Annotated in this window: 23 protein-coding genes, 1 tRNA gene and 1 pseudogene; 17 read left to right on the top strand and 8 right to left on the bottom strand. The window is 63.7% G+C overall.

The features are described 5' to 3' along the window. Positions 1–15: 15 nt before the first annotated feature. A complete protein-coding gene (locus JQ558_RS23475; protein WP_212295343.1) occupies positions 16–924 on the top strand; it encodes a hypothetical protein in 909 nt (302 codons plus the stop codon). 69 nt (positions 925–993) lie between these two features. Next, complete coding sequence (locus tag JQ558_RS23470; RefSeq protein ID WP_212295342.1) at positions 994–1,818, top strand: SDR family NAD(P)-dependent oxidoreductase; 825 nt, start codon at positions 994–996, stop codon at positions 1,816–1,818. Here the strand turns inward: JQ558_RS23470 and JQ558_RS23465 are convergent. Beyond that, complete coding sequence (locus JQ558_RS23465; protein WP_192740622.1) at positions 1,768–2,001, bottom strand: hypothetical protein; 234 nt, start codon at positions 1,999–2,001, stop codon at positions 1,768–1,770. The genes JQ558_RS23470 and JQ558_RS23465 overlap by 51 nt on opposite strands. 206 nt (positions 2,002–2,207) lie before the next feature. On the opposite strand from JQ558_RS23465, the gene JQ558_RS23460 reads away from it, so the two are divergent. Further along, on the top strand, positions 2,208–2,429 hold the full coding sequence (locus JQ558_RS23460; RefSeq protein ID WP_212295341.1) for a hypothetical protein: 222 nt from the start codon (positions 2,208–2,210) through the stop codon (positions 2,427–2,429). A 127-nt stretch (positions 2,430–2,556) separates the two neighbouring features. Next, positions 2,557–3,627 carry a YeiH family protein gene (locus JQ558_RS23455; RefSeq protein WP_409410566.1) on the top strand — a complete coding sequence of 357 codons (1,071 nt, stop codon included), beginning with the start codon at positions 2,557–2,559 and terminating at the stop codon, positions 3,625–3,627. A gap of 397 nt (positions 3,628–4,024) precedes the next feature. On the opposite strand, the gene JQ558_RS23450 is transcribed toward JQ558_RS23455, so the two are convergent. Together JQ558_RS23450 and JQ558_RS38170 are read right to left on the bottom strand one after the other, a co-directional pair. Continuing rightward, entirely contained in the window at positions 4,025–4,402 is a 378-nt protein-coding gene (locus tag JQ558_RS23450; protein ID WP_192734580.1) for a carboxymuconolactone decarboxylase family protein, read from the bottom strand. A gap of 48 nt (positions 4,403–4,450) precedes the next feature. Next, positions 4,451–5,794: an MmgE/PrpD family protein gene (locus tag JQ558_RS38170; RefSeq protein ID WP_212295340.1), complete on the bottom strand. Its 1,344-nt coding sequence runs from the start codon at positions 5,792–5,794 to the stop codon at positions 4,451–4,453. A gap of 147 nt (positions 5,795–5,941) precedes the next feature. Here JQ558_RS38170 and JQ558_RS23440 point away from each other — a divergent pair, with 147 nt between their 5' ends. From JQ558_RS23440 to JQ558_RS23385, 12 genes are all read left to right on the top strand, one after another. Continuing rightward, positions 5,942–6,871, top strand: coding sequence for an NAD(P)-dependent oxidoreductase (locus JQ558_RS23440; RefSeq protein ID WP_283813850.1), 930 nt, complete (start codon positions 5,942–5,944; stop codon positions 6,869–6,871). Positions 6,872–6,902: 31 nt separating this feature from the next. Then, the gene (locus JQ558_RS23435) at positions 6,903–8,300 is read left to right on the top strand and encodes an MmgE/PrpD family protein (protein ID WP_212295339.1); all 1,398 of its coding nucleotides are present in this window, start codon (positions 6,903–6,905) and stop codon (positions 8,298–8,300) included. Positions 8,301–8,427: 127 nt separating this feature from the next. Continuing rightward, positions 8,428–9,366 carry a branched-chain amino acid ABC transporter permease gene (locus JQ558_RS23430; protein ID WP_212295370.1) on the top strand — a complete coding sequence of 313 codons (939 nt, stop codon included), beginning with the start codon at positions 8,428–8,430 and terminating at the stop codon, positions 9,364–9,366. Then, positions 9,363–11,153 carry an ABC transporter permease subunit gene (locus tag JQ558_RS23425; protein ID WP_212295338.1) on the top strand — a complete coding sequence of 597 codons (1,791 nt, stop codon included), beginning with the start codon at positions 9,363–9,365 and terminating at the stop codon, positions 11,151–11,153. The genes JQ558_RS23430 and JQ558_RS23425 overlap by 4 nt, the downstream gene beginning before the upstream one ends. Continuing rightward, positions 11,140–11,847 carry an ABC transporter ATP-binding protein gene (locus JQ558_RS23420; RefSeq protein ID WP_212209149.1) on the top strand — a complete coding sequence of 236 codons (708 nt, stop codon included), beginning with the start codon at positions 11,140–11,142 and terminating at the stop codon, positions 11,845–11,847. Before JQ558_RS23425 ends, JQ558_RS23420 begins: the two co-directional genes overlap by 14 nt. A gap of 41 nt (positions 11,848–11,888) precedes the next feature. Beyond that, entirely contained in the window at positions 11,889–13,157 is a 1,269-nt protein-coding gene (locus JQ558_RS23415) for an ABC transporter substrate-binding protein (protein WP_212295337.1), read from the top strand. Positions 13,158–13,196: 39 nt separating this feature from the next. Next, entirely contained in the window at positions 13,197–14,432 is a 1,236-nt protein-coding gene (locus JQ558_RS23410; RefSeq protein WP_212295336.1) for an ABC transporter substrate-binding protein, read from the top strand. Positions 14,433–14,451: 19 nt separating this feature from the next. Further along, complete coding sequence (locus JQ558_RS23405; RefSeq protein ID WP_212209146.1) at positions 14,452–14,832, top strand: carboxymuconolactone decarboxylase family protein; 381 nt, start codon at positions 14,452–14,454, stop codon at positions 14,830–14,832. Between the two features lie 17 nt (positions 14,833–14,849). Beyond that, positions 14,850–15,623 carry a 3-hydroxybutyrate dehydrogenase gene (locus JQ558_RS23400; RefSeq protein WP_212295335.1) on the top strand — a complete coding sequence of 258 codons (774 nt, stop codon included), beginning with the start codon at positions 14,850–14,852 and terminating at the stop codon, positions 15,621–15,623. A 33-nt stretch (positions 15,624–15,656) separates the two neighbouring features. Beyond that, positions 15,657–16,397, top strand: coding sequence for an SDR family oxidoreductase (locus tag JQ558_RS23395; RefSeq protein WP_212295334.1), 741 nt, complete (start codon positions 15,657–15,659; stop codon positions 16,395–16,397). A gap of 28 nt (positions 16,398–16,425) precedes the next feature. Continuing rightward, complete coding sequence (locus JQ558_RS23390) at positions 16,426–17,142, top strand: GntR family transcriptional regulator (RefSeq protein ID WP_192734570.1); 717 nt, start codon at positions 16,426–16,428, stop codon at positions 17,140–17,142. 58 nt (positions 17,143–17,200) lie between these two features. After that, positions 17,201–18,172 (top strand): tripartite tricarboxylate transporter substrate-binding protein, encoded by a 972-nt coding sequence (locus JQ558_RS23385; protein ID WP_212295333.1) that lies wholly within the window; start codon positions 17,201–17,203, stop codon positions 18,170–18,172. Between the two features lie 3 nt (positions 18,173–18,175). On the opposite strand, the pseudogene JQ558_RS37360 reads toward JQ558_RS23385, so the two are convergent. The 5 genes and pseudogenes from JQ558_RS37360 to mnmA all read right to left on the bottom strand — a co-directional run. After that, positions 18,176–18,343, bottom strand: a pseudogene (locus tag JQ558_RS37360) (efflux RND transporter permease subunit); the annotation flags it as partial. Between the two features lie 124 nt (positions 18,344–18,467). Further along, positions 18,468–18,544 (bottom strand) — tRNA-Met (locus JQ558_RS23375). Positions 18,545–18,658: 114 nt separating this feature from the next. After that, entirely contained in the window at positions 18,659–19,024 is a 366-nt protein-coding gene (locus JQ558_RS23370) for a hypothetical protein (RefSeq protein ID WP_212273862.1), read from the bottom strand. A gap of 42 nt (positions 19,025–19,066) precedes the next feature. After that, complete coding sequence (locus tag JQ558_RS23365) at positions 19,067–19,705, bottom strand: class I SAM-dependent methyltransferase (protein ID WP_192737539.1); 639 nt, start codon at positions 19,703–19,705, stop codon at positions 19,067–19,069. A gap of 33 nt (positions 19,706–19,738) precedes the next feature. Further along, entirely contained in the window at positions 19,739–20,941 is a 1,203-nt protein-coding gene (gene mnmA / locus JQ558_RS23360) for a tRNA 2-thiouridine(34) synthase MnmA (protein WP_212295332.1), read from the bottom strand. Positions 20,942–21,317: 376 nt separating this feature from the next. On the opposite strand from mnmA, the gene JQ558_RS38165 reads away from it, so the two are divergent. Then, on the top strand, positions 21,318–22,943 hold the full coding sequence (locus JQ558_RS38165; RefSeq protein WP_212295331.1) for a flagellar hook-length control protein FliK: 1,626 nt from the start codon (positions 21,318–21,320) through the stop codon (positions 22,941–22,943). Positions 22,944–22,950 lie beyond the last annotated feature (7 nt).

Raw genomic sequence — 22,950 nt, 5'->3', positions numbered from 1 at the left:
CAAGTTCGATTGAAAATGAGATTTGCGCACACCCGGCCGGCGCGAACCGGCCTGCGGCTGGCACTCGGGATATTGCTGTCGCTTTGCTGGTCCGGGCTCGCGTCTGGCAAGGACAATGGCGAGGATGAAGATGAGCCGGCCAAGCCGAAGCCGGTATTGCCGAACATCTATCTCGACTTGCGGACGATCTACACCACCCTGCCGGCAGGCACGCTCTCGATCGGCTTCAACGCGCCGCCACTATTGTCGACGCTGTCGAACCTGACATCGCTCGGGACCTTGTCCTCCCCGGCCAGCCGAAGCATCAACCTCGACATTCCCGTGACGGTCGACGTCAACGAGTGGCTGTCGGTCTATGGTGGCGTCAGCGGCGCTTCGTCCCAATCGGGCAGCCTGCCCTGGTCGTCGTTCGATATCTACGGTTTTACCGTCGGATTTCAGGCCGACCTCTATCAGCAAAACGGCGGCATGTTTCCAACGGTGACGATACAAAGCAACGCATCGCGATCGATTTCCGACGCGCCATTGGCCACGACCTCCTACAATACGATCCTCGAATTCGGCTACGCGCTGAACCCGGACGAAACGCGAGGACTGCTCGCCGGTGCGCAGTACACAAAGATCATCGTCGATTCCATATTCGCTGAAGTGAAGCCTGGCTATGTGGGCTATGTCGGCGGCTACTATCAGTGGGACAACAACTGGAAGCTGACCGGCCGCCTCGGCGTGCAATCGTTCGGCGGTGCGCAGCTTCTCAATCTCACGCCGTTCCCGGCCTTCACCCAACCGATCGTACGGCTCGATCTCGACCGCATGGACGACGACGACAACCGCCTGTTCGGCGTCACCGCGCAGATCGCCTGGACGCCGAAGCCGTCCTATCAGCTGACGGTGAGGACGCCGCTCTATGCGATCAAGAATTAAGGCGCGTTCCGGCACCCGCGGATGCCGCCCCCGGTCACACTGACACATTCACATCCAGGAGAAGACATCATGACATCCAGCGACGGCGCACGGACGCTCGAGGGCAAGGTTGCATTGGTCACCGGCGCGGGCCGCGGGCTCGGCCGCGCCTTCGCGGAAAAACTGGCTGCGATGGGCGCCGACGTCGCGATCCACGGCATGCGCGAGAACGGACCGGCCGAATATGGCGAGGGATCGACGCTGACCGCGGTCGCGGAAGATGTCGCCAAGGCGCATCGCGTGCGCACCGTTCGCGTGCTCGGTGATCTCACGCAAGGCGTCGACATCGCCCGCGTGGTCGAGACCACGACGCGCGAACTGGGGCCGATCGATATCCTTGTCCACAATGCCGGCGGCGACATCGCCGCCAAGGGCGGCAAGCCGGATCCGAACGACGCCATCACGATCAAGGAAGAGGACGTGCGCGCGGTGCTGGATCGCAACCTGCTCAGCACGATCCTGACCTGCCAGGCGGTAGCGCAGGAGATGATGCAACGGCGCCAGGGCCGCATCGTCACCGTCGGTTCGGTCGCGGCCTTCAAGGGCCGCACCAACGGCTCGATCTACGCCGTCGCCAAGGCCGGCATGACGCATTACACGCGCTGCCTCGCCGACCAGTTGCGCGCCTACGACATCAATGTGAACTGCATCGCGCCGGGCGACACCCGCACCGGCCGCTTCATGGGCACGCGCGCGGTCGACCAGAATCGTCTGGTCGAAACCGGCACGCTCGATCGCATCGCCACCGTCGATGAAGTCGCGCGCGTCGTCGAAATGTTCGCTGGCCCGATGGGGGCGTTCGTCTCAGGACAGGTGCTGCGCGTCGACGGCGCCGGGCAGTGCTGGGCGGCCTGACACCCGCTCTCTCAACTGGTCAAATTCGCCGGAATGGTAGGTGGCGCCGTCAGGCGTCACGATTTCGACGTCCCAGCAGCCGTCCGATATCAGTTCGTCGGCCTTTTTCATCGCGGCCAGCACCGACTCCCGCCGCAAGGTCACGGTTCCCGATGTATCGAGCGCGGTAATGAGAAATACCATGGGCGGCTCCTGTTTCGGATTCGCACCAGTGTGGCTGGGAATACGGCCGGGTCAAGCGGCATGAATTGGAGGCCAGGAGAAGAAAAACCTACCCCGGAACGGCAGCGGGAAAGGGGCTTCCACGTTCTGGCCGCAGATTGCATACCGCTACCCTTGCTTCCGGGCCGAACTGGGCGACATTAGGGGCTCGTTCAATGGAAGCCGTTATGAGCCCGCCCGCCTTCGATCCCTTTGGAGAACTGGTCCCGACCGCCGATTCGGCGGCCGCGCCGGAGCGTGCGCCGAGCTGGCTGAAATCGGCCGGTGTCGGGCTGTTCTGGGGGCTGGTTGGCGTCATCGTGCTGGCGCGCGCGATGTACTTCGAACCGGGCGCTTTCAGCTTCGGGCAGGCCGTGGCGTGGGCACAGGGCCTGTTCGGGTTGCTCTAGGGGCACGCGATACGCCCGCCCCGGTTGAAGCGAGAAGAAAAATACTCTCCCCGCCTCGCTAAATCGAAAATTTATTGGTGAAGCCGAGCAGGCCGGCGCATAAACTGTTCTCCAAAACGGGGGGCATGTGCCGCAACAAGACCACGAGACGGACGGGATAAGGTCGGAACCAGGCGCGCTCGGCCGCAGCCTGGCCCTCATTCCCGGCATCGCACTTTGCGGCGCGATCACCGCCGTCTCGCTTGGCGCCCAACTGGTCGAAGAGCACATATTCGCCCACCCCTATGTCGAAGCGCTCGTCATCGCGATCCTGCTCGGGATGGCGATTCGCACTGCCTGGCACCCCTCCGAGCGCTGGCGCTCCGGCATTGCCTTCAGCGCCAAACAGCTGCTCGAGGTCGCCGTCATGTTACTCGGCGCTTCCGTCAGCTTTGCCGCGATCGTGGCGTCCGGCTACCTTTTGGTCGCAGCGATCGTCGCTACCGTCATCATCATGCTGGCTGTCAGCTACGGCCTCAGCCGGATGCTCGGCCTGCCGACCAAAATGTCGATCCTGATCGCCTGCGGCAATTCGATCTGCGGCAATTCGGCAATCGCCGCGGTGGCGCCCGTGATCGGCGCCGATGGCGACGATGTCGCCTCGTCGATCTCCTTCACCGCGATCCTCGGCGTCCTGATGGTGCTGGGCCTGCCGCTCCTGATCCCGTTGCTCGCGCTGTCCGCGACGCAATACGGCATTCTGGCGGGTCTTACCGTCTATGCCGTTCCGCAGGTGCTGGCGGCGACCGTCCCCGCCGGTATCGTCGCCACGCAGATCGGCACGCTGGTGAAACTGGTGCGCGTGCTGATGCTGGGGCCGATCGTGGTCGGGCTCTCGCTCGTCGCCGCGCACCGCCGCAAGCGCCATGCCGACGCGACCAGGGCGGTTGCGATCAGCCCGTTCAAGCTGGTGCCGTGGTTCATCATCGGCTTTCTGGTGCTCGCCGCGCTGCGCTCGCTTCAGCTCGTGCCGGACATCGCGGTCGCGCCGGTGACCAAAACCGCTGGTATCCTCACCGTGCTGTCGATGGCCGCGCTCGGGCTTGGTGTCGACGTACGCGTTCTCTCAACGGTCGGCGGAAGGGTCACCGCCGCGGTCACGCTGTCGCTGCTCCTGCTGCTCGGCCTGAGCATCGGACTTGTGCATTTCTTCAGATGAGCGAGCCGTCAGTGTAGCCTACGCCGTTCTCATTCCGCCCAATTGTGCAACAGCCGATCGATATCGCCGCCTGCGGTCACAACCAGCGTCACGATGTCCTTGCATGGCCGCATCTTCTACATAGCCATCCGGCGTTTCGTCTATCAGACTCCGACGCCGACGCAGCTCGATGACGTCGTCGTTGACGCCGTCAGGCTATTTCTCGAAGGCTCAAAGTCCCTGATGCCTGAGCTTGCCGCATCCAAAAGCAAGCCCTGATCACAATGCGCGACTCGTTGGCCAAGAACCGTCGGGACTCCGCGGAAATCATACCCACTCGGCGCTGAGGATGCCGCGGTACCTGAACGGCAAACCGCGACATGATCTCTTGCCCCTTATGATTGCCCCGACGGCTGCGTCATTGCTCTTCCACTTCCTTGAACGCCTCCCGCGCGTTTCGGAAGGCATCGATTCCCGAAGGGATGCCGCAATAGACGGCGACCTGAAGCAGGATCTCCTTGATCTCGTCCTTTGTAAGCCCGTTCACGAGGGCCCCTTTTACGTGCAGCTTCAGTTCGTGGGGACGGCCCAGCGCACCGAGCATGGCCAGATTGACGATGCTGCGGGTACGACGGTCCAGACCTGGCCGCGTCCACAGAGCGCCCCAGCAAAATTCGGTCGACCATTCCGCCATCGTCCGGGTGAATTCATCGGCGCCGGCAATGGATTTGTTGACGTAATCCTCGCCGAGCACTTCCTTGCGAACCTTCAGGCCCTTGTCGAACAACTCAGTCATCGTTGGTTCCTTTCATTGTTTGAGAACTGTTTTTCAAGGCGGCGCGGCTCAGCCGCGCGCCCCCATCAGGCTTGAGGCGTCCGCAAGCTCGTCGAGACGCCAGACACCATCGATGATGCGATCTATATCCCAATCAGTCCTGCCCAGCCGCGCGCAATCGCGCAGTTTCGCCTCGATATCCCGATCCGACAGCGGATCGGCAAGACTACCCTTCGCTTGCATCACGATCTCGGTGAGCGTCTCACCCGACGTCAAACGGATGATGACACGCGCAGCACCATCCGGAAGCGAAGCGTCAAGCTCAGCCCGCACCTTCTGGCGCAGGGATACGATGTCGGGCCGAAATACGGTCGCGTCCGCGAACTCGGTGACGCCGGCCGCCCCCACCAACAGCGCGCAGGCGGCGCAGTGCTGGATGCTGACCCGCGCGTCGCGTTCGTTGCCAACCGGCCGGTCGCCGCGCGCGAGCAGAAGGGCTGAGCCCTGCACCGTAATGGAGGTGATATCATCGATGCGCCCGCCCAGCTTCGCCCGCAAATTGAAGCAGGCGTCGATCACGGCGTGAAACACGATACCCGCCGGATAGGGCTTGTAGGAGTTCTTCGCGATCTCCCATGTCTTGCCGAGGCTGCCGGTCAATCGCCCAAGATCAGGCTCGTCTCCCATGGCGCGGGCCCAACCGAGCGGTCCCTCAATGGCGCGGGGCGATGCGGAATAGCCTTCGGCCGCAAGCAATGCTGCGAACAGGCCGTTGCGCGCCGCGTTGCCGACGCTGACATTCTTGGCGGCGCTCGGGAGATTCTCGATGATTCCGGCCGACTGGCTGGCGGCAATTCCGATCGCATTTGAAATCTGGTCCGCCGGAAGCCCGAGCAGCTTGGCGCAGGCTGCGGCCGCACCGAATACCCCGCAGGTCGAGGTGATGTGCCAGCCGCGCGCATAATGGCCGGGGGACACCGCGTTGCCGATGCGGCATTCGACCTCCACGCCGAGAATGAATGCCGTGAGCACAGCCTGCCCGGAAAATCCCCGCGCTTGCGCCAATGCCAGGACCGGTGCTGCAACAGGTGCCGCCGGATGAATGATGGTGTCCAGATGGGTATCGTCAAAATCGAGCAGATTGGCCGAAACCGCGTTGACGAACGACGCAGCCAGCGCATCGAGCCGTTCCGGACGACCGATGACCGCGGATGTCGCGGCGCCGCTGAACGGCAACAACGTGCGCAACGCGGCAGTGACGGCGGGATCATTCGCCGACCCGAGCGCGGTCGCGAAGAAGTTCAGGATCGAGCGTTTCGCTTCGTGACTTTGCGCGGCGACATCCACCCACACCGTGCCGGCAACGAAATCGGCGAATGTCGTGCCGGCGCCTTGCGCTTCATCTTGCCGCACTGAGTGAATTCCTCGGTCCTTGTTTTTCCGACCCTATTCCGGCGCGACATCGCCTGTCGACAAGAATCTTATGCTTGACAGATTGACTGACAATCTGGAAATTTGGCGAAACGCGACCGGGGAACCCCCGGCGCGGCAAGAACAAGAATGCGCCCCGGCTTGCGGCGCGACAGGGAGCGAACCATGGCAGCGGAAACAATCGGCTTTGTCGGAACGGGCCGCATGGGCGGACCGATGGCCGGGCGCCTGCTCGACGCCGGCTACTCGCTGTGCATTTACGATTCGCAGAGCGAGGCGACCAAGGCGCTGGTTGCGCGCGGCGCACGGCTTGCGAAATCACCCGCCGAAGTCGCATCGAGCGCGGATATCGTGCTTTGCAGTCTGCCTACCCCTGATATCGTCAAGGCGGTTGCGCTGGGGCCCGATGGAATCGTTGCCGGAAACCGCGCCACGGTGCTGATCGACCTGTCCACCACCGGACCCGGCGCCGCCAAATTGATAGCGAAGGGATTTGAAGCGAGGAACCTGACCCTGGTCGATGCGCCTGTCAGCGGCGGCATCAAGGGCGCGGTGAACGGCACGCTCGCGGTCATGGTGTCCTGCCCGAAGGCGACCTATGACCGGGTTGAGCCGATCCTGAAACATTTCGGAAAGCTGTTTTACACCGGCGACAAGCCGGGCACCGCACAAACCGCGAAACTCGCTAACAATCTGATGGCGGCTGCGGCTCTGGTGATTACCTCCGAAGCGGTGGCGATGGGCGTCAAGGGCGGCGTCAACGCCAAGGTGCTGATCGACATCATCAACGCCAGCAGCGGGCGCAACAGCGCCTCCGAAGACAAATTCCCCCGCGCCGTGCTTCCCGGCACCTTCGATTTCGGATTCACCACCGGCCTCTCCTACAAGGACGTCCGGCTTTGCGTCGATGAAGCCGAAGCCATGGGCGTTCCGATGGTCTGCGGCTCGGTCGTCAGGCAGATGCTCGCGATTACCAATGCCAAGTATGGCGCGTCATCCGACTTCACCTCGATCGCCAAAGTGCTTGAGGAATGGGCCGGCGTCGAAATGCGCGGCTAGACCGAAGCCACCGGCGCGAGGGGCGATGGCCATGACGATCGGATCGAGCGGACCAGGCGAGGTTTCGTTGGCGCGAGCGCTGACGCGCACCGCGCTTGCCGTCGCCCCCGACCGTTTCGACGCTGAGGTCATCGCCAAGGCAAAAATCTGCCTCCTCGATTTTCTCTCCTGCGCATTCGAGGCGCGCAATCACCCGTGGAGCCGCCAGGCGATCGGTATCGCGCGCGAGGTCGGAGACGGCGCAACTGTCATCGGCACCCACACTCGCGCCTCGCCTGGCGACGCGGCCTTCGCCAACGCGACCATGGGCCACGGCCTGGTGCGCGAGGACATGCACGCCGCCAGCATCTGCCACCATGGCGTGGTGATCTGGCCGACGTTGCTCGCATTGTCGGAACGAACGCCGCTATCAGGCGCGACATTGCTTGCTGCTGCAATCATCGGCTATGAGACCGGCGCGCAGATCGGCCGCGCGCTCTTTACCTCCGATCTCGCCCGCCTCTACCGGCCGACCGGTCTTGTGACGCCACTCGGCGCAGCGTTAGCGGGAAGCTATGCCCTTGGCCTTACCGAAAATGCCGCAACCAGCGCCATTGCCATTGCCGCCAACACATCGGCCGGCCTGAACGAATGGCCGCGCGCCGGCGGCTCCGAAATGTATTTCCACCCGGGCTTTGCAGCGCGTAACGCGATTGCGGCGATCGAATTGGCGGAGGCCGGCGCCCTCGCTTCGGAAACGATTCTCGAGGGCGAAGCCGGATTGTTCGCCGCCTTCGGCCGCCGGCCCGCCCCCGACGATATCCGTTTGTTCAACGGCGCCGTGCCGGAAATCATGGCCGTCTACAACAAGCCGGCTCCCGCCTGCAATTTCGCGCAAACCGCAGCCCAGGCTGCCCTGCGCGCCGCGCGCGAATTCGGATCAACGGACGACATCGCGACCGTTGCCATTCGCGTCCCCGAAGCCGCGGCCCGTTACCCGGGCTGCGATTCGAAGGGGCCCTTTCACAACGCGCTGCAGGCCAAGATGAGCATTCCCTTCAGCGTCGCCGCCGTGCTGGCGCGCGGCGCGCTTGAAGAAGAAAACTACGCTGACATCGACGATCCCAGGACACTCCGCCTCGTCGAGCGGACCGAGCTGCAAAGCGCGCCTGATCTTTCCGCCGCATTTCCCGCGAACCAGGGCGCCGAGATCCTTGTTGGCCTGCGTAATGGAAAGATCATCCACCACCGCCTCGACAACGTGATCGCGGCCACACCGGACGAAATCCGCAGCCGCTTTCGGCGTGCTGCTTCCGGCGTCATCGGCGACAAGCCCGCGCTGTATCTGGAAGAGCTGGTGAGCAACTGCACATCGCTTCCGGACAGCCGCCTCATCGCCGCCCGGTGTCGGCTTGAACCGTCCGGGCAGCGACTGCGGCCGGCATCATGATCGATAACGACAAACTGAAACTGGGGAGCAAAATGTTCAAACCGGAAATGGCCAAAACAGCCACAGCGATGGCCGGCACGAAACACCGATCCTCCCTCCGCACGAGAGGTTTTCAGTGACCCAGGCCCTGGAAGGCTTCCTGCAAGCACTGTCTGCCGGACTCCTGATCGGCGCGGTCTACGGCCTGATGTGCGTCGGGCTCGGGCTGATCTTCGGCGTCATGCGGGTGATCAATTTCGCCCAGGGCGATTTCATGATGCTCGGCATGTATGCCGCGTTCTATTTCTTCACCGCGTTCGGCGTGCAGGCGGCATTCGGCAACACTTTCGGGCCATTCGTCGCGATCCTGCTGGCCGGCCCGGTGCTGGCCGTGTTCGGCTACTTCGTCCATCTTACCCTGATATCGCGCGTATCAGGCATGCGCACCTCCTCGCTCGAGGGCGACGGTCACTATGCCCAGCTCATTCTGACGCTCGGAATCGCACTGATCCTGCAGAATGGCGGCCTGCTCGTGTTCGGCTCCGTACTGGCCTCGATCCGGACGCCGCTGTCGAGTTCGGCGTGGGAGCTTGGACCGATGCTTTATGACGTCAGCGTCTTCATCAACAAGGCGCGCGGGATAGATGCCGTCGTTTCGCTGGTGACGATGCTGCTGCTGACGCTAATGATCACGCGGTCGCGGATCGGAAAATCGCTGCGCGCCGCCGCCGACAACCCTACCGCGGCGACCTATATGGGCATCGACGTCGACCGCGCGCACCGCATCGCCTTCGCGCTCGGCACCGGAATCACCGCGATTGCTGGCGGCCTGCTCGCCACCAACTATCCATTCCATCCCTTCGTCGGTGTCGAATACGTCATCGTCATGTATGCCGGCGTCGTGCTCGGCGGCATGGGCAGCCTCATCGGCGCCTTCTGGGGCGGCATGACGATTGGCCTCGTGCAGCAGATGTCGACGCTGATCCTGCCGACGCAATTGCAGAACGCCGCGATCTTCGTCGTGTTCCTGCTGATCATCTTCTTTCGTCCGCAAGGCTTCTTCGGACGCATGGTCGAGAGGACATGACCATGCACGGATGGCGTTCACTGCTGCCTATCCTCGTCTTCACCGCGCTCTATGCCGCGGTGTCGCTGAGCGTGACCAATTCCTATTACCAGCTGGTGATGACGCTGGTTCCTGTCTGGGCGATCTTCGGGCTGTCGTGGAATCTGCTGAGCGGATACACCGGGCTGATCTCGTTCGGTCATGCCGCCTTCTTCGGAGTCGGCGCCTATACCGTCGTGCTCTGCCAGATCCATTTCGACCTGTCGCCGTGGGTGACGATCCCCATCGCGGCCGTTCTCGGCGGTATCGCCGGACTGCTGATCGGCTTTCCGACCTTCCGCCTGCAGGGGCACTACTTCGCATTGGCGATGCTGGCCTACCCGCTTGCCATTCTGTACGTGTTCGAATGGCTCGGCCTGCAGGAAGTCACGCTGCCCATCAAGCGCGACAATCCGATCGCCTATATGCAGTTCGCCGATCACCGTCTCTACACGTTGCTGGCGCTGGCGATGATGCTCGGCACCATCCTGCTGACACGGGCGATCGAACGGTCGCGCTTCGGCATGGCGCTGCTTGCGATCAAGCAAAATGAGGCGGCCGCGGAAGCCGCCGGGATCAACACGCTGGCCTGGAAGCTCCGTGCCGTCACGCTCAGCGGCGCCATCGCCGGGGCTGTCGGCGGGTTCTACGCTGTCGTGTTGCTGGTGGTTACCCCGCAATCCGTGTTCGGCATGCTGGTATCGGCACAGGCGCTGACGGTCGCCATGTTCGGCGGTGTTGGAACAGTCTGGGGTCCGGTGATCGGATCGGTGATCCTGATCCCGCTCGCCGAAACACTCAATGCCGAAGCGGGCTCGCGCTTTCCCGGCATTCAGGGGGTCATTTACGGCCTCGCGATCATCTGCGTCATCCTGCTCGCCCCTGAGGGTCTGTTCTGGAAAGTGCGTGACTCCCTGCGCAAGCGGTCGGCGCCATCGGCTGCGGCGAAGCCGAGCGCGCCGGATGTTTCGGTCGCGACTGCCGCCCCCGCCGCACCGGCGCCAGCGCGCGCCAAACGACCCGCCGGGACAGGCGATGTCGTCCTCGAAGTCCGTAACCTGTCGCGTTCCTTTGGCGGGTTGAAGGCCGTGCAGGATGTCAGCTTCAAGCTGCGACAAAACGAGATCCTCGGAATTATCGGTCCCAACGGAGCCGGCAAGACCACGCTGTTCAACCTGCTCAACGGATTCCTGCGGCCGGGTACCGGCGAGATTCTGCTCGACGGACGCGAGATGTCCGGCCGCAAGCCGCACGAACTCTGCGAGGCCGGCATCGGCCGCACCTTCCAGATCATGCGCCCGTTCCTGCGCATGTCGATTTCGGACAATGTCGTGGTCGGGGCCTATGTGCGCGCCAAGACCGATGCCGAGGCCAGAAAGCTGGCGGCCGATGCGATTGCCCGCGTCGGACTGTCTGAGATCGCCGAGCGCATCGCGGGCGAACTCACGACCAAGGAATTGCGGCTGATGGAACTCGCTCGCGCGCTGGCCGGACAGCCACGCATCCTGCTGCTCGACGAGACGCTCGCAGGCCTCGGACATGACGAAGCCAACGAGGTCGTGGCGGTGATTCAGCGGCTTGCGCGCGACGGCATGACGATCGCGATTATCGAACACACGATGCAGGCGATGGTACGCCTGGTCGACAGTTTCCTGGTGCTCGACCACGGCGCCGTGATCGTCGAGGGCGAACCCGAAGCGGTCACGCGCGACAGCCGCGTCATCGAGGCTTATCTCGGCAAAAAATGGGTGGCCCATGCTCCGAATTGAAGGGCTGACCGCCGGCTATTCCGCGATTCCCGTGTTGAACGGCGTCTCGATCAAGGTCGACGAAGGCCAGTTCGTCGCGATCGTCGGGCCGAACGGCGCCGGCAAGACCACACTGTTCAAGACGATCTCCGGTATCGTGCAGCCGAGCGCGGGAACGATCACGTTCGAAGATCACGACCTGCTGGCGATCCGGCCGTCGCAACGCGCGCATCTCGGCATCGCCCACGTCCCGGAAGGCCGTCAGGTCTTTCCTTCGCTCACGGTGATGGAAAACCTCGAAATGGGCGCGATGACCGAGGCCGGCCAGCGCGACTGGAAACTCAACATCGAGCGCATCTTCGAATGGCTGCCGATCCTGGCCGAGCGCCGCGGCCAGTTCGCGGGCACGCTCTCCGGCGGACAACAGCAGATGCTGGCGATCGGCCGCGGGCTCGCGGGCTCGCCCAAACTCCTGATGCTGGATGAACCCTCGATGGGCCTTGCGCCCACCATCGCCGATTTCATCTTCGAACGGCTGATCGAAATCCGCCGGCAATCGAACCTGACCATCCTGCTGGTCGAACAGCGCGTGGCGGAGGCGCTTGAATCCGCCGACCACGGCTACGTGCTCGAAGCCGGCCGCGTCGCGCTCGAAGGCAACAACGAAACCTTGCGGGCGGACGACCGCATCCGCAAGGCCTATCTCGGCATGTAACCAACAACAACAACAACAACAACAACATTGGAAGGACGAAAATGGGCCAGGACAAGATTGAGGACAACGCAGCCGACAACATCTCGAAGACGTCGCTGACGCGGCGAACCGTGCTGTCAGGCGCGGCGGCGATCGGCCTGTCGACGATGGCGCGCGCGCAAGCGCCGGCCGAGGTCAAGGTTGGCCTGATCGTGCCGCTATCCGGCATCTATACCCGCCCGGGCCAGGTGATGCGCATGGGCGCCGAGATGGGCATCGAGCACATCAACGCGCAAGGCGGCATCAAATCGCTCGGCGGCGCGAAGATGAAGCTCGTCGTGATCGATTGCGGCGACACCACCGAAAAGGCCAAGAACGCGGCACAGCGCATGGTGGCGCAGGAGCCCGATCTGGTTGCGGCGACCGGCTCCTATCTCAGCTCCTTTACACTGGCGGTGACTGAAGTCACCGAACGCGCCGAACTGCCTGTCCTGACGCTGTCTTATTCGGACTTGCTGACCGATCGCGGGTTCAAGTTTATTTTCCAGACCGCCGCGCCCGCCAGTGTGCAATCGCAACTCGGTCTGCCCGAACTGATGAAGCTCGCAGAAAAGGCCGCCGGCAAGCGGCCGAAGACGGTCGCCATGCTGATGGACAATACGGCAACCTCGGTCGCAACCGCCAAAGCGCTGAAGGAGAAACTGTTCGCGCAGGAAGGCCTTCAGCTCGTGGTCGAGGAAGTCTGGACGCCGCCGCTCTCCGACGCCACGCCGCTGATCCAGAAGGTCAGGTCGGCGAGGCCCGACCTGCTGCTATTCATGCCGAACGCGGTCTCCGACGCAAAGCTCGGCCTGGAGAAGATCAACGAGTTCGGCCTCGGACAGGGCAAGATTCCGACCGTGTCCTTCAGCATCACCATTGCCGAGCCGGACATGCTGCAAAGCGTCACCCCGGAAGTCGTCCAGGGCATCATGACGATCGTCGCCAATTGGGGTTGCAAGGGACACGAGGACATCATCGCCGAGCTCAAGGCCAAGTACAAGGAGCCCTGGGCGACTCAGAACGTCATCTCGACCTACGGCGACATGTGGCTGATGAAGGCCGCGCTTGAAAAGGCCGGCAAGGCCAACCGCCTCGCCGTCGCCGATGCGTTCCGCACCCTGGATGGCGGGCCCGCGAAATACTATCCCGGCGGCCAGTTGAAGTTCGACGAAAAGGGCCGCCGTGTCGGTGCCGGCGTCGTCATCGTGCAGTGGCAGAACGGCGTACCCGTCACCGTGTTCCCTTCCGACCTCGCTCAAGCGTCCCCGTTCTGGCCGAAGAAGTCCTGACCATCATGTCGTCAACAAAGATTTCAGGGAGGAATTGTCATGACAAGGAATACCCGATCTGCACTGACACGGCGTAGTTTACTCGCCGGCGCATCCGCCGGTCTGATCTCGTCTCGCGCGTGGGCACAGCAAGCATCCGAAGTGAAGGTCGGATTGCTGGTGCCGATCTCTGGCCTTTATGCGCGCCCCGGAGCCGTGATGCGCCACGGCGCCGAGATGGGGGTCGAGCACATCAATGCGCAGGGCGGCATCAAGTCGCTGGGCGGCGCCAAGCTCAAGCTGGTCGTGCTCGATTCCGGCGACACCACCGAGAAGGCCAAGAACGCCGCGCAGCGGATGGTCGCCCAGGAAACCGACATGGTGGCTGCGAGCGGAGCCTATTTGAGTTCGTTCACGCTGGCCGTCACAGAGGTCACGGAGCGGGCCAACCTTCCGGTCCTCACCCTCTCCTACTCCGACCTGATTACCGACCGCGGCTTCAAGTATGTGTTCCAGACCTCGGCGACAGCGGGATCGCAGGCAAGACAGGCGTTGCCGCAGATCGTGAAGCTTGCGGAAACTGCTTCCGGCAAGAAACCGAAAACGGTCGCGATCATCACCGACAACACCGCAGCGTCGGTATCTTCCGCAAAGGCGATGCGCGACGGCCTGCTCGCCGAAAACGGCCTGCAGCTGATCGTCGATGAAACCTTCACGCCACCGCTCGCCGACGCGACCCCGCTGGTTCAAAAAATCCGGTCAGCGAAACCTGATCTTCTGTTCTTCCTGCCGACGGTGATTTCCGACGCCAAGCTGCTGCTCGAGAAGATGAATGAGTTCGGCCTCGGACAAGGCAAGATTCCGACCATCTCGTTCGGCATCGCAATCGCCGAACCCGACATGCTGCAGACCGTCAGCCCGGAATTGCTGCAGGGCCTGCTCACCTGCGTCGCCAGCTGGGGCGCCAAGGGTCACGAAGCACTGATCGCCGAACTCAAGACCCGCTACAAGGAGCCATGGATGACGCAGAACGCGATCTCCACCTATGGCGACATGTGGGTGATCAAGGACGCGCTCGAGAAAGCCGGTAAGGCTGACCGCGTTGCGGTCGCCGACGCGCTGCGCACCATGGATGCCGGCCCTTCGAAATATTACCCGCTCGGCGAAATCAAGTTCGACGCGAAGGGTCGCCGCGTCGGCGCCGGCATGACGATCGTGCAGTGGCAAACCGGCGTACCGGTCACGGTATTCCCGCCGCAACTGGCGCTGTCGCAGCCATTCTGGCCGAAAAACTAGCTCAAGATTGGATACCGACATGGACAAGGCAACATACGATCGAGGCCTCCAGATCCGAAAGGACGTTCTGGGGAGCGAGTTCGTCGACAAGGCGATCGCATCGGCCGATGATTTCAACCGGCCGATGCAGGACCTCACGACGGAATATTGCTGGGGCTATGTCTGGGGCCGCGACGGCCTCACGCACAAGACCCGCAGCTTCCTCAACCTTGCGATGCTGTGCGCGCTCAACCGGCCGCAGGAACTCAAAACCCATGTGCGGGGCGCCCTGACCAACGGCGCCACGCGCGAGGAGATACGCGAGGTGTTCATGCAGGTCGCGATCTATTGCGGCGTGCCGGCCGGCGTGGACGCTTTCCGTAACGCCAAGGAAGTGTTTGCCGAACTGGACAAGAAGTAACCGAGGAACTTAAGGCGATGCTAAAGGGCAACTGGGCTCTCGTGACCGGGGCGACGGCGGGCTTGGGTCTCGCCGTGGCCGAAAGCCTGGCGGGCGCGGGGGCCAGCATTGTCCTGCACGACCTGACCGAACCGGCGCAGACGCGGGATCGTCTGCGCGCGCAGTTTGGCGTCGAGGTAGTCAGCATCGCAGCCGACCTGGCACAGCGCACCGCCATAGAATCGATGATGGCCAGCCTGCTCGGACGTGTCGGCGCGGTCGATATCCTGGTGAACAATGCGGTGGTACGGCATTTTTCACCGGTCGAGAACTTCCCGCCGGAACGATGGGACGAAGCTCTCGCCGTCAATCTATCGGCCCCGTTCCACCTGATCCGGCTTGCATTGCCCGGCATGAAGCAACGGAAATGGGGCCGCATCATCAACATGGCATCGATCTATTCGACGCGTGCGGTCGCGGACCGCATCGATTATGTGACCACCAAGACGGCCATCGTCGGCATGACCCGTGCGGTCGCAATCGAAACGTCAAAGAGCGGAATTACCTGCAACGCACTGTGTCCGGGCACGCTGCCGACGCCGGCCATTCAGGGAAAGATCGCAGCCATCGCGGCCAGCGAAGGCCGCAGCATCGACGAGACCACCAGTGACTACCTTGCGAGCCGGCAGCCGAGCGGGCGGTTTGTCGCCATGGAAGGCGTCGGCGCGATGGCGGCCTTCCTGTGCAGTCCGGCCGCGCAGGATATCACGGGGGCTACCCTGCCGATCGATGGAGGCTGGTCCATCGCATGAACATCATCGGCTGTCCCACCCAGGAGATCTGCAATGGCTGAAGCATCGAGCCGAAATGCCGTGGTGACCGGCGCCGCCGGTGGCATGGGTCGTGCGATCACGAAAGCGCTGGTCGAAAGCGGGCGGCGGGTCGTGCTCGCCGACCGCGATCCGGCCTCGCTTCGTGCGTTCGCCGCTGAGATGGGCGACAACACATTCCCGATCGAACTCGATATTACCGACACCAAGGCCGTGGACCGCCTGCCCGACCTCATCCCGGATGCCTTCAAACCGATCGACATCCTCGTCAACAACGCCGGCCACGACATCGGCGGCCGGACCCGCTTCGATGTAGGCTCAGCGGACGATTGGTCCGGGATCATCCAGACCAATCTGATCGGCCTGATGCGGGTGACCCGCAGCCTGCTGCCGGAGATGGTCAGGCGTAACGCCGGCAACATCGTCAACATCAGCTCGATCAACGCCGTACGCATCGTCCCTGATATGGCCGCCTACAGCGCCAGCAAGGCGGGCGTGCACATGTTTACTGAAACGCTCCGCGGAGAGCTTGCCGAAACGGCGATCCGGGTCACCGAAATGCAGCCCGGCCTGACCAGGACCAACATCATCCTCACCCGCTACCGCGGCGACCGGGAGAAGGAAAAGGACTACTTTGAGCAGTTCAAGATGGCGCTCGAACCGGCCGACATTGCCCGGTCGATCGTATTTGCGCTGGATCAGCCGCCGCATGTTCAGATTGCGGAGATGATGATTCTGCCCGTAAATCGCTATTGAACCAATGCCGGTGCGAAGGCGGAAGACAATGGACAAACGCGGTGAATTGCAATCCACGCTCCGGATCGAGGACGTTCCGACCGTCCGGTCGATGGTCGCCCAGAAGCTGCGCGAGGCGATCATGTCCGGAAAGCTGAAGCCAGGCCAGCGCCTGGTCGAACGGGAGCTTTGCGAGATGACCGGCGTAAGCCGGCCATCCATTCGCGAAGCGCTCCGGTTGCTGGAAGCCGATGGTCTCGTCAATACCGTCCCTCACCGCGGCCCTGTCGTCAGCACCATCAGCCTCGAGGAGGCAAAGCAGCTCTACGCCGCCCGCGCCGTCCTCGAAGGATTTGCCGGACGCGAATGCGCGCGCCTGCACGACCCCGCCGTCGTCCGCCGGATCGGGGACGCTCTCACCAAGCTGAAAGCGGCGTTCGCCGATTCCGACCTGATCACGGCCCTCGAAGCCAAGACGGAGTTTTATGCGGCGCTGATCGGCGGCTGTCAGAACGCGTTCATCGAACGAATGCTCAGGCCGCTGCACGACCGGATCACGCTGTTGCGGATTACCTCGATGTCGCAGCCAAAGCGCATCAACAAGAGTCTGCGCGAGGTAACCGCGATCTGGCGCGCCATCCAGAGCGGCGATCCCGACCTCGCCGAGAAATGCTGCGTCGATCACATCAACGCGGCGGCCGTGGCCGCGCTCAGCATGATCGAACAATCATCCGCGTCGAACGAGAAGGCGACCGCGGATGAATGACCCAACGCTATTTCGACCAAGCCGTTTCAAGGGGCCACAAGGCCGATAGGAAGCTGTCATGAATCTTGTAAGACGCGTTCTTCTGATGCTGTTGCTGTCGCCCGTACTGCCGGCATTCGCCCAGGAATTCCCGAGCCGGCCGATCACGCTGGTCGTTCCCTTCTCGGCCGGCGGGCCCGGCGACGTCATTGCACGCCTGCTCGGGACATCGATGAGCGCGACGCTGAAGCAGTCGCTCGTCATTGAAAACGTCGTCGGCGCCGGTGGTACCCTTGGAACCAATCGCGTCGCCAAAGCCTCGCCTGACGGTTACACCCTGCTGCTGATGCATGTCGGCCAAGCCACAGCGCCGGCGCTCTACGCCAAGCTGCCGTTCGACCCCGTTGGCGACTTTGCGCCGATCGGTCTCGTCACCGACGTGCCGATGATCCTGGTGGCGCGTGCGAATTTTCCGGCCAGGGACCTCAAGGAACTCGTCGCGCATGTGCGCGCCCAGGGCGACAAGGTCACCTATGGCAATGTCGGCCTCGGCTCCGCGTCACACCTGTGCGGGTTGATGTTCATGAACGCCATCGAAGCCAAGCTCACACCGATCTACTACAAGGGCGGCGGCCCCGCGCTGAACGATATCATCGCCGGTCACATCGACGTCTACTGCGATCCGGCCACCGGACCGACACCCTATATTCAGGCCGGCACCATCCCCGGTTACGCCATCACCAGCAAGAAGCGCGTGCCGACCTTGCCGAGTGTGCCGACGTCGGCGGAAGCGGGGGTGCCGAAGTTCGACGTCACGACTTGGTACGGGCTGTATGCGCCACGCAATACGCCCAAGCCGATCGTTGATGCGCTCGTCGACGCGCTGCAAAAGGCGCTGAAGGACCCGCCCCTGGTCAACCGCTTCGCCGAACTCAGCATGGCGCCGGTCGAGCAGGAACGCGCGACGCCCGCAGCGCTCGAAGCCCTTCTCAAGAGCGAGATCGACAGATGGGGCCGAATTATCAAGGATGCCGGCATTACGCCGCAGTAAAGCGGACTCGGCTCGCGGCAATGGCCGAGGCCGGTTTAGCAGCAGGTGGATCACCGGAGTCGTGTAGAGCGTGAGGAGCTGGGAGACCAGCAGCCCGCCTAGGCTAGTGATGCCGAGCGGCCGCCGTAATTCGGTACCGGGGACGGTAGCGACGATTAACGGTATCGGCGCAAGCGAACGCCATTCGGCCACGGTGCCCAAACCATGTGACACAGGGCACGCCGTACAAGCCGGCGAAGCGTCCGATCCATTGAATTCGTTGAAGATTTTCGGGAGTTGGTACCCCGGCAGCTATTGGTAGCGAGAGAGGGACTCGAACCCCCGACCCCAGGATTATGATTCCCGTGCTCTAACCAGCTGAGCTACCTCGCCACGGTTCATCGTCACGGCCCAATATACCGCAGTCGCGAACGCGCGGCATATAAGGAGTCGGTCGCCGACCTGTCAAGCAACCCCGTCCGGTTCGAAAACTGCCTGCAAACGGCGCTATTTGGGCCGGATCGACTGATCGCCGCCGGGGCTGCCGGGCGGCGGAATCACCGGCGTTTTGCCGCCACCGGGCGTCGGCGCGTGGATTTCGGGATCAATGCCGGCGGGCGGGCACAGCACGCCATCGGAGCGCGCCAGCCTTTCGCCGAGCGGTTCGGCCCGCTGGCCGGTGGTGGTGCCTTCCGGCGCTGCCGCGCCGGAATGCGGCATGGGTTGCATCGGCGCGCAATTGGCGGTCCGAGCTGCCGATGGCGGCGCGGTCGGAGCCGGGGGAGTGGCCGGACTCGGCGGGGCCTGCGCCGCCGCCATGCCGGAGGCCGCCATCAGAACACACGACAGAAAGAGCGAGCGTTTCATTGCCATGCAGGGAAAACGGTCCGCAGCCGCGGAGGTTCCCGGCTGATTTCACGACTTGCGGAAGCGGATCAGCGAAAAATGCCCCATCGGCGGCATCGGCCGCCGTTCGGTCAGGCTGACGCCGCCATGTTTGGCAGCCCAGTTGGTCAATCGTTCCCAGGGGAATTCCGGCCGCCAGCCGAGCCGCCGCGCCAGCGGTGCGAAGGCAAGTTCAAAGACGCGCCGCGGGCCGCTTTCGGCGCCGATGTGATTGACCAGGATGAGTTCGCCGCCGGGCTTCAGCACGCGGATGAAATCATCCAGCGTGCGTTCGGGATCCGGCACCGCGGTGATGACATATTGCGCCACCACGGCGTCGAAGAACGAATCCTTGAACGCCAGATTCTTGGCATCCATCACCGCGAGCGTTTCGACATTGGAGAGGCCGAGCGCGCGAACCCGCTGTTGCGCCCGGCGCAGCATCGGTTCGGAAATATCGACGCCGCACAATTTGGTGCTGCGCGAATAATCCGATAGCGACAATCCGGTGCCGACGCCGACGTCGAGAATGCGCCCGCCGATCTTGTCGGCTTCCGCGATCGTCGATTGACGCCCGTGCTCGAACACCTTGCCGAACACGAGATCGTAGACCGGCGCCCAGCGCCCATAAGCCTTTTCGACCCCCTCGCGGTCGATGTCCGCAGTCATTCCCTTAAGCCCCCGCCCTTGTGCCCCGCATTTTTAGCCGCGCATCACCTCGGCAAGCGGCGGTGAAGTTGCCGCCTGTGCCCCTGCCCTCGCCGAGGCGTTCCGCGCGGTCGCACTTCTGATGAATCCGCCGCCGAGCACGCGCGCCTGCCCCGAGAGCGCGTCGTAAAACACGCAGGCCTGGCCCGGCGAAACGCCCTCTTCGCCGGCGACGAGTTCGACTTCATAGCCGCCATCGACCGCACGCAGCCAGGCCGGCTGCGGCGGGCGCGTCGAGCGCACGCGCACGAACATCTCGATGCCTGCGCCGATCACGCGCTCCAGCGCGCCGCCGCCGATCCAGTTGACGTCGCGCAGCTGGATGCGGTCCATCCGCAGCGCCTCGCGCGGCCCCACCACGACGCGGCGGCTGGCGGCATCGAGCTTGACGACATAGAGCGGCGCGGCTGACGCGATGCCCAGTCCCTTGCGCTGGCCGACAGTGAAATGAACGATGCCCTGATGCTGGCCGATGATTTGGCCGTCGAGATCGACGATGTCGCCGGGCTCGATCGCGCCGGGCTTGAGGCGGCCGATGATGTCGGTGTAGCGCCCGGTCGGGACGAAGCAAATGTCCTGGCTGTCCTGCTTGTCGGCGACCTCGAGGCCAAAGCGCCGAGCCAGTTCGCGCGCCTGCGGCTTGGTCATGTCGCCGAGCGGAAAGCGCAGATAGTCGAGCTGCTCGGGCGTGGTCGCGAACAGGAAGTAGCTCTGGTCACGGTCGGCGTCGGCGGCGCACACCAGCGCCCGCGATCCATCCACGAGGCGGCGCGAGGCGACATAATGTCCGGTCGCCAGCGCGCTGGCGCCAAGCTCGCGCGCGGTCGACAGCAGGTCGCGAAACTTGACCGAGCGGTTGCACTCGATGCACGGCACCGGCGTTTCGCCGAGCGCGTAGCTGTCGGCGAAATTTTCGATCACCGACTCGCGAAAACGGCTTTCGTAATCGAGCACGTAATGCGGAATGCCGATCCGCTCGGCGACATTGCGGGCGTCGTGGATGTCACGGCCGGCGCAGCAGGCGCCCTTGCGATGGGTGGCCGCGCCATGGTCGTAGAGCTGCAGCGTGATGCCGACCACGTCGTAGCCCTCGGACTTCAGCAAGGCAGCCGTCACCGAGGAATCGACGCCGCCAGACATGGCGACCACGATCCGTGTGTCCTGGGGGCGGCCTTCGAGGTCCAGACTGTTCGGCATGGCAGGTCAATCGGCTTCAATCGCGAGGCAGCGCCGCGCGGCAAGAGTTCAAAAAAGCCTTTTACATATAAGGCCTTAAGGCCCGGTCCGGCCCTTTTTGGCCGGACCGGAAGCCCGCTCTTTAATATAGGCCGTATTCCCGGGAGGCAATCAGCCGGACCGGGTTTTGGGCCGGCAATAGACGGCAAATCTTGCCGCCGGGCAGAAAAGGGGGGCGGCCCAGGGCCTCCGCGGCCGACCCGGCATCACCATAAAACATTGAAATAACAAGATATTTTCCTACAATCCAGCGTGGCCCGGTCCTTGCTCAGAGGTAGCCAAGGTTTCAGCGCGAGGGTCGCCCGTGGTTAGTGTCACGTCAGAAGTATTGGCAAACGTGTCTTTTCAAGGCGCGACGGCGAGGTCGGGGCGATCGGATTCCGACCAGGCGGCCGGAAACGACAGCTTTGCCGCGTTGGTCGACAGCAACAAGGCCGCTGCCAACAGCGACCACCGCCCCCAGGACACCGCGCCGCGCCGCGCTGACGATTCTCAAGGCCCGGCGGACCACCGGGCGCGCGACAACACCGCCGCATCGGACAAGGCAGCTTCGGACAAAGCGGCATCCGACAAGGCCGCACGCAGCGACGCGCGCCAGGACTCCACGAGCCGCGATGCCGGCAGCAATGCCCGCGACAACGCCGAGGCCGACACGAAGGCTGACGCAACCCGCTCCAAGACGAAATCGGATTCCCCCAAGTGCGACGCGTCGAAACCGGACGAGACCAAGGCGGAAGGCAAGCCCGCTTCCGGCGAAGGCGCTGCGGCCGCCGATCAGACCGAAGCAAAACAGGATACGGCAGCGCTGGTAACAGCCAGCGCTGTTGCCACCGTGATTCCCGTCGCGACGGCAACAGTGGAAGCCTCGAGCGCAAAAGCTCCGACCGATTCCGCGACGGCGCCGCTTGCGATCGCCGCAGCCGCCATTGCTGCTACCGCCTCGCTCAGCGGCGCTCCGGCGGCCGATGCCGGCGCAAATCCGGCTGCGACCGCCAACGCCGCCAAGACAGCGGGCGCGAAGATCGATGCCCAGACCGAGGTCAGCGTCGCCGTCACCGCGCAGGCCACCTCCGCCGACACCACGGTCACAGGCATTGCATTGGCTGCATCCGCAGCTGCGACGGCTGCCGGTGTGTCGAAAACCGCAACGCAAGCCAAGACGACGGTCGTCACGAAAGAAGCCACTGCGACATCAGGCGAGTCCGACAAGGCTGCCGGCACGATCGCCGCTCCCGCAGCTCCGGCACCCGGCACCATCGTTCCCGCCACCGCACCGCAGGCGGAGGTCGCCGGCCAAGCGAAAGCCGAGAACGGCGTCATCGACGCCGCTAAGGCTGACGTCTCAGGCAACGGCGCGCCGGCACCATCGGCCAATGCGGCCGCCCATGCGCATCCGGTCACGGCCGACGTCAGCCAGACGCTGATGAACGCATCGAACAACGGCTTGCAGGCCGCAGGCGCGATCCAGACGCAGCAGCCGACATCTTCCACCACGCCGGCCCCGGCACCCCAGATCAACGTCGCGGTCGGGACATCAGCGGCGGTGCCGCTCAGCGGGCTTGCGATGGAAATCGCGGCGTCCGCCAGGAGCGGCAAGAGCCGTTTCGAAATCCGGCTCGATCCGGCCGAGCTCGGCCGCATCGACGTCCGTATCGATGTCGATCGCAACGGCCACGTCACCTCGCATCTGACGGTGGAGCGGCCGGAGACGCTGTCGATGCTGCGCCAGGACGCCAACCAGCTGCAGCGCGCGCTCGACAATGCCGGGCTTTCGACCGGCAATGGCGGGCTGCAATTCAGCCTGCGCGATCAATCCTCGCAGGGCCAGAACGACGGCAACCAGTCCAATCCCAATGCCCATCGGCTGGTCGTCAGCGAAGAGGACAGCATTCCGGCGGCGGTTGCCGGCCGCAACTATGGCCGCATGCTCGGAGCGAGCGGCGGCGTGGACATCAGGGTTTAACGGAGAG

The sequence above is a fragment of the Bradyrhizobium sp. AUGA SZCCT0160 genome, assembly GCF_018130105.1.
GTDB lineage: Bacteria > Pseudomonadota > Alphaproteobacteria > Rhizobiales > Xanthobacteraceae > Bradyrhizobium.
The sequence above is the reverse complement of the archived record's forward strand: the minus strand, read 5'-3'. Positions and strand labels throughout refer to the sequence as shown.

What these genes read in the sequence shown, in the direction of transcription:
- JQ558_RS23475 (WP_212295343.1), top strand. Translation starts at nt 16, where the DNA reads ATGAGATTTGCGCACACCCGGCCGGCGCGAACCGGCCTGCGGCTGGCA.
- JQ558_RS23470 (WP_212295342.1), top strand. Translation starts at nt 994, where the DNA reads ATGACATCCAGCGACGGCGCACGGACGCTCGAGGGCAAGGTTGCATTG.
- JQ558_RS23465 (WP_192740622.1), bottom strand. Translation starts at nt 2,001, where the DNA reads ATGGTATTTCTCATTACCGCGCTCGATACATCGGGAACCGTGACCTTG.
- JQ558_RS23460 (WP_212295341.1), top strand. Translation starts at nt 2,208, where the DNA reads ATGAGCCCGCCCGCCTTCGATCCCTTTGGAGAACTGGTCCCGACCGCC.
- JQ558_RS23450 (WP_192734580.1), bottom strand. Translation starts at nt 4,402, where the DNA reads ATGACTGAGTTGTTCGACAAGGGCCTGAAGGTTCGCAAGGAAGTGCTC.
- JQ558_RS23440 (WP_283813850.1), top strand. Translation starts at nt 5,942, where the DNA reads ATGCGCCCCGGCTTGCGGCGCGACAGGGAGCGAACCATGGCAGCGGAA.
- JQ558_RS23435 (WP_212295339.1), top strand. Translation starts at nt 6,903, where the DNA reads ATGACGATCGGATCGAGCGGACCAGGCGAGGTTTCGTTGGCGCGAGCG.
- JQ558_RS23425 (WP_212295338.1), top strand. Translation starts at nt 9,363, where the DNA reads ATGACCATGCACGGATGGCGTTCACTGCTGCCTATCCTCGTCTTCACC.
- JQ558_RS23420 (WP_212209149.1), top strand. Translation starts at nt 11,140, where the DNA reads ATGCTCCGAATTGAAGGGCTGACCGCCGGCTATTCCGCGATTCCCGTG.
- JQ558_RS23415 (WP_212295337.1), top strand. Translation starts at nt 11,889, where the DNA reads ATGGGCCAGGACAAGATTGAGGACAACGCAGCCGACAACATCTCGAAG.
- JQ558_RS23410 (WP_212295336.1), top strand. Translation starts at nt 13,197, where the DNA reads ATGACAAGGAATACCCGATCTGCACTGACACGGCGTAGTTTACTCGCC.
- JQ558_RS23405 (WP_212209146.1), top strand. Translation starts at nt 14,452, where the DNA reads ATGGACAAGGCAACATACGATCGAGGCCTCCAGATCCGAAAGGACGTT.
- JQ558_RS23400 (WP_212295335.1), top strand. Translation starts at nt 14,850, where the DNA reads ATGCTAAAGGGCAACTGGGCTCTCGTGACCGGGGCGACGGCGGGCTTG.
- JQ558_RS23395 (WP_212295334.1), top strand. Translation starts at nt 15,657, where the DNA reads ATGGCTGAAGCATCGAGCCGAAATGCCGTGGTGACCGGCGCCGCCGGT.
- JQ558_RS23390 (WP_192734570.1), top strand. Translation starts at nt 16,426, where the DNA reads ATGGACAAACGCGGTGAATTGCAATCCACGCTCCGGATCGAGGACGTT.
- JQ558_RS23385 (WP_212295333.1), top strand. Translation starts at nt 17,201, where the DNA reads ATGAATCTTGTAAGACGCGTTCTTCTGATGCTGTTGCTGTCGCCCGTA.
- JQ558_RS23370 (WP_212273862.1), bottom strand. Translation starts at nt 19,024, where the DNA reads ATGGCAATGAAACGCTCGCTCTTTCTGTCGTGTGTTCTGATGGCGGCC.
- JQ558_RS23365 (WP_192737539.1), bottom strand. Translation starts at nt 19,705, where the DNA reads ATGACTGCGGACATCGACCGCGAGGGGGTCGAAAAGGCTTATGGGCGC.
- mnmA (WP_212295332.1), bottom strand. Translation starts at nt 20,941, where the DNA reads ATGCCGAACAGTCTGGACCTCGAAGGCCGCCCCCAGGACACACGGATC.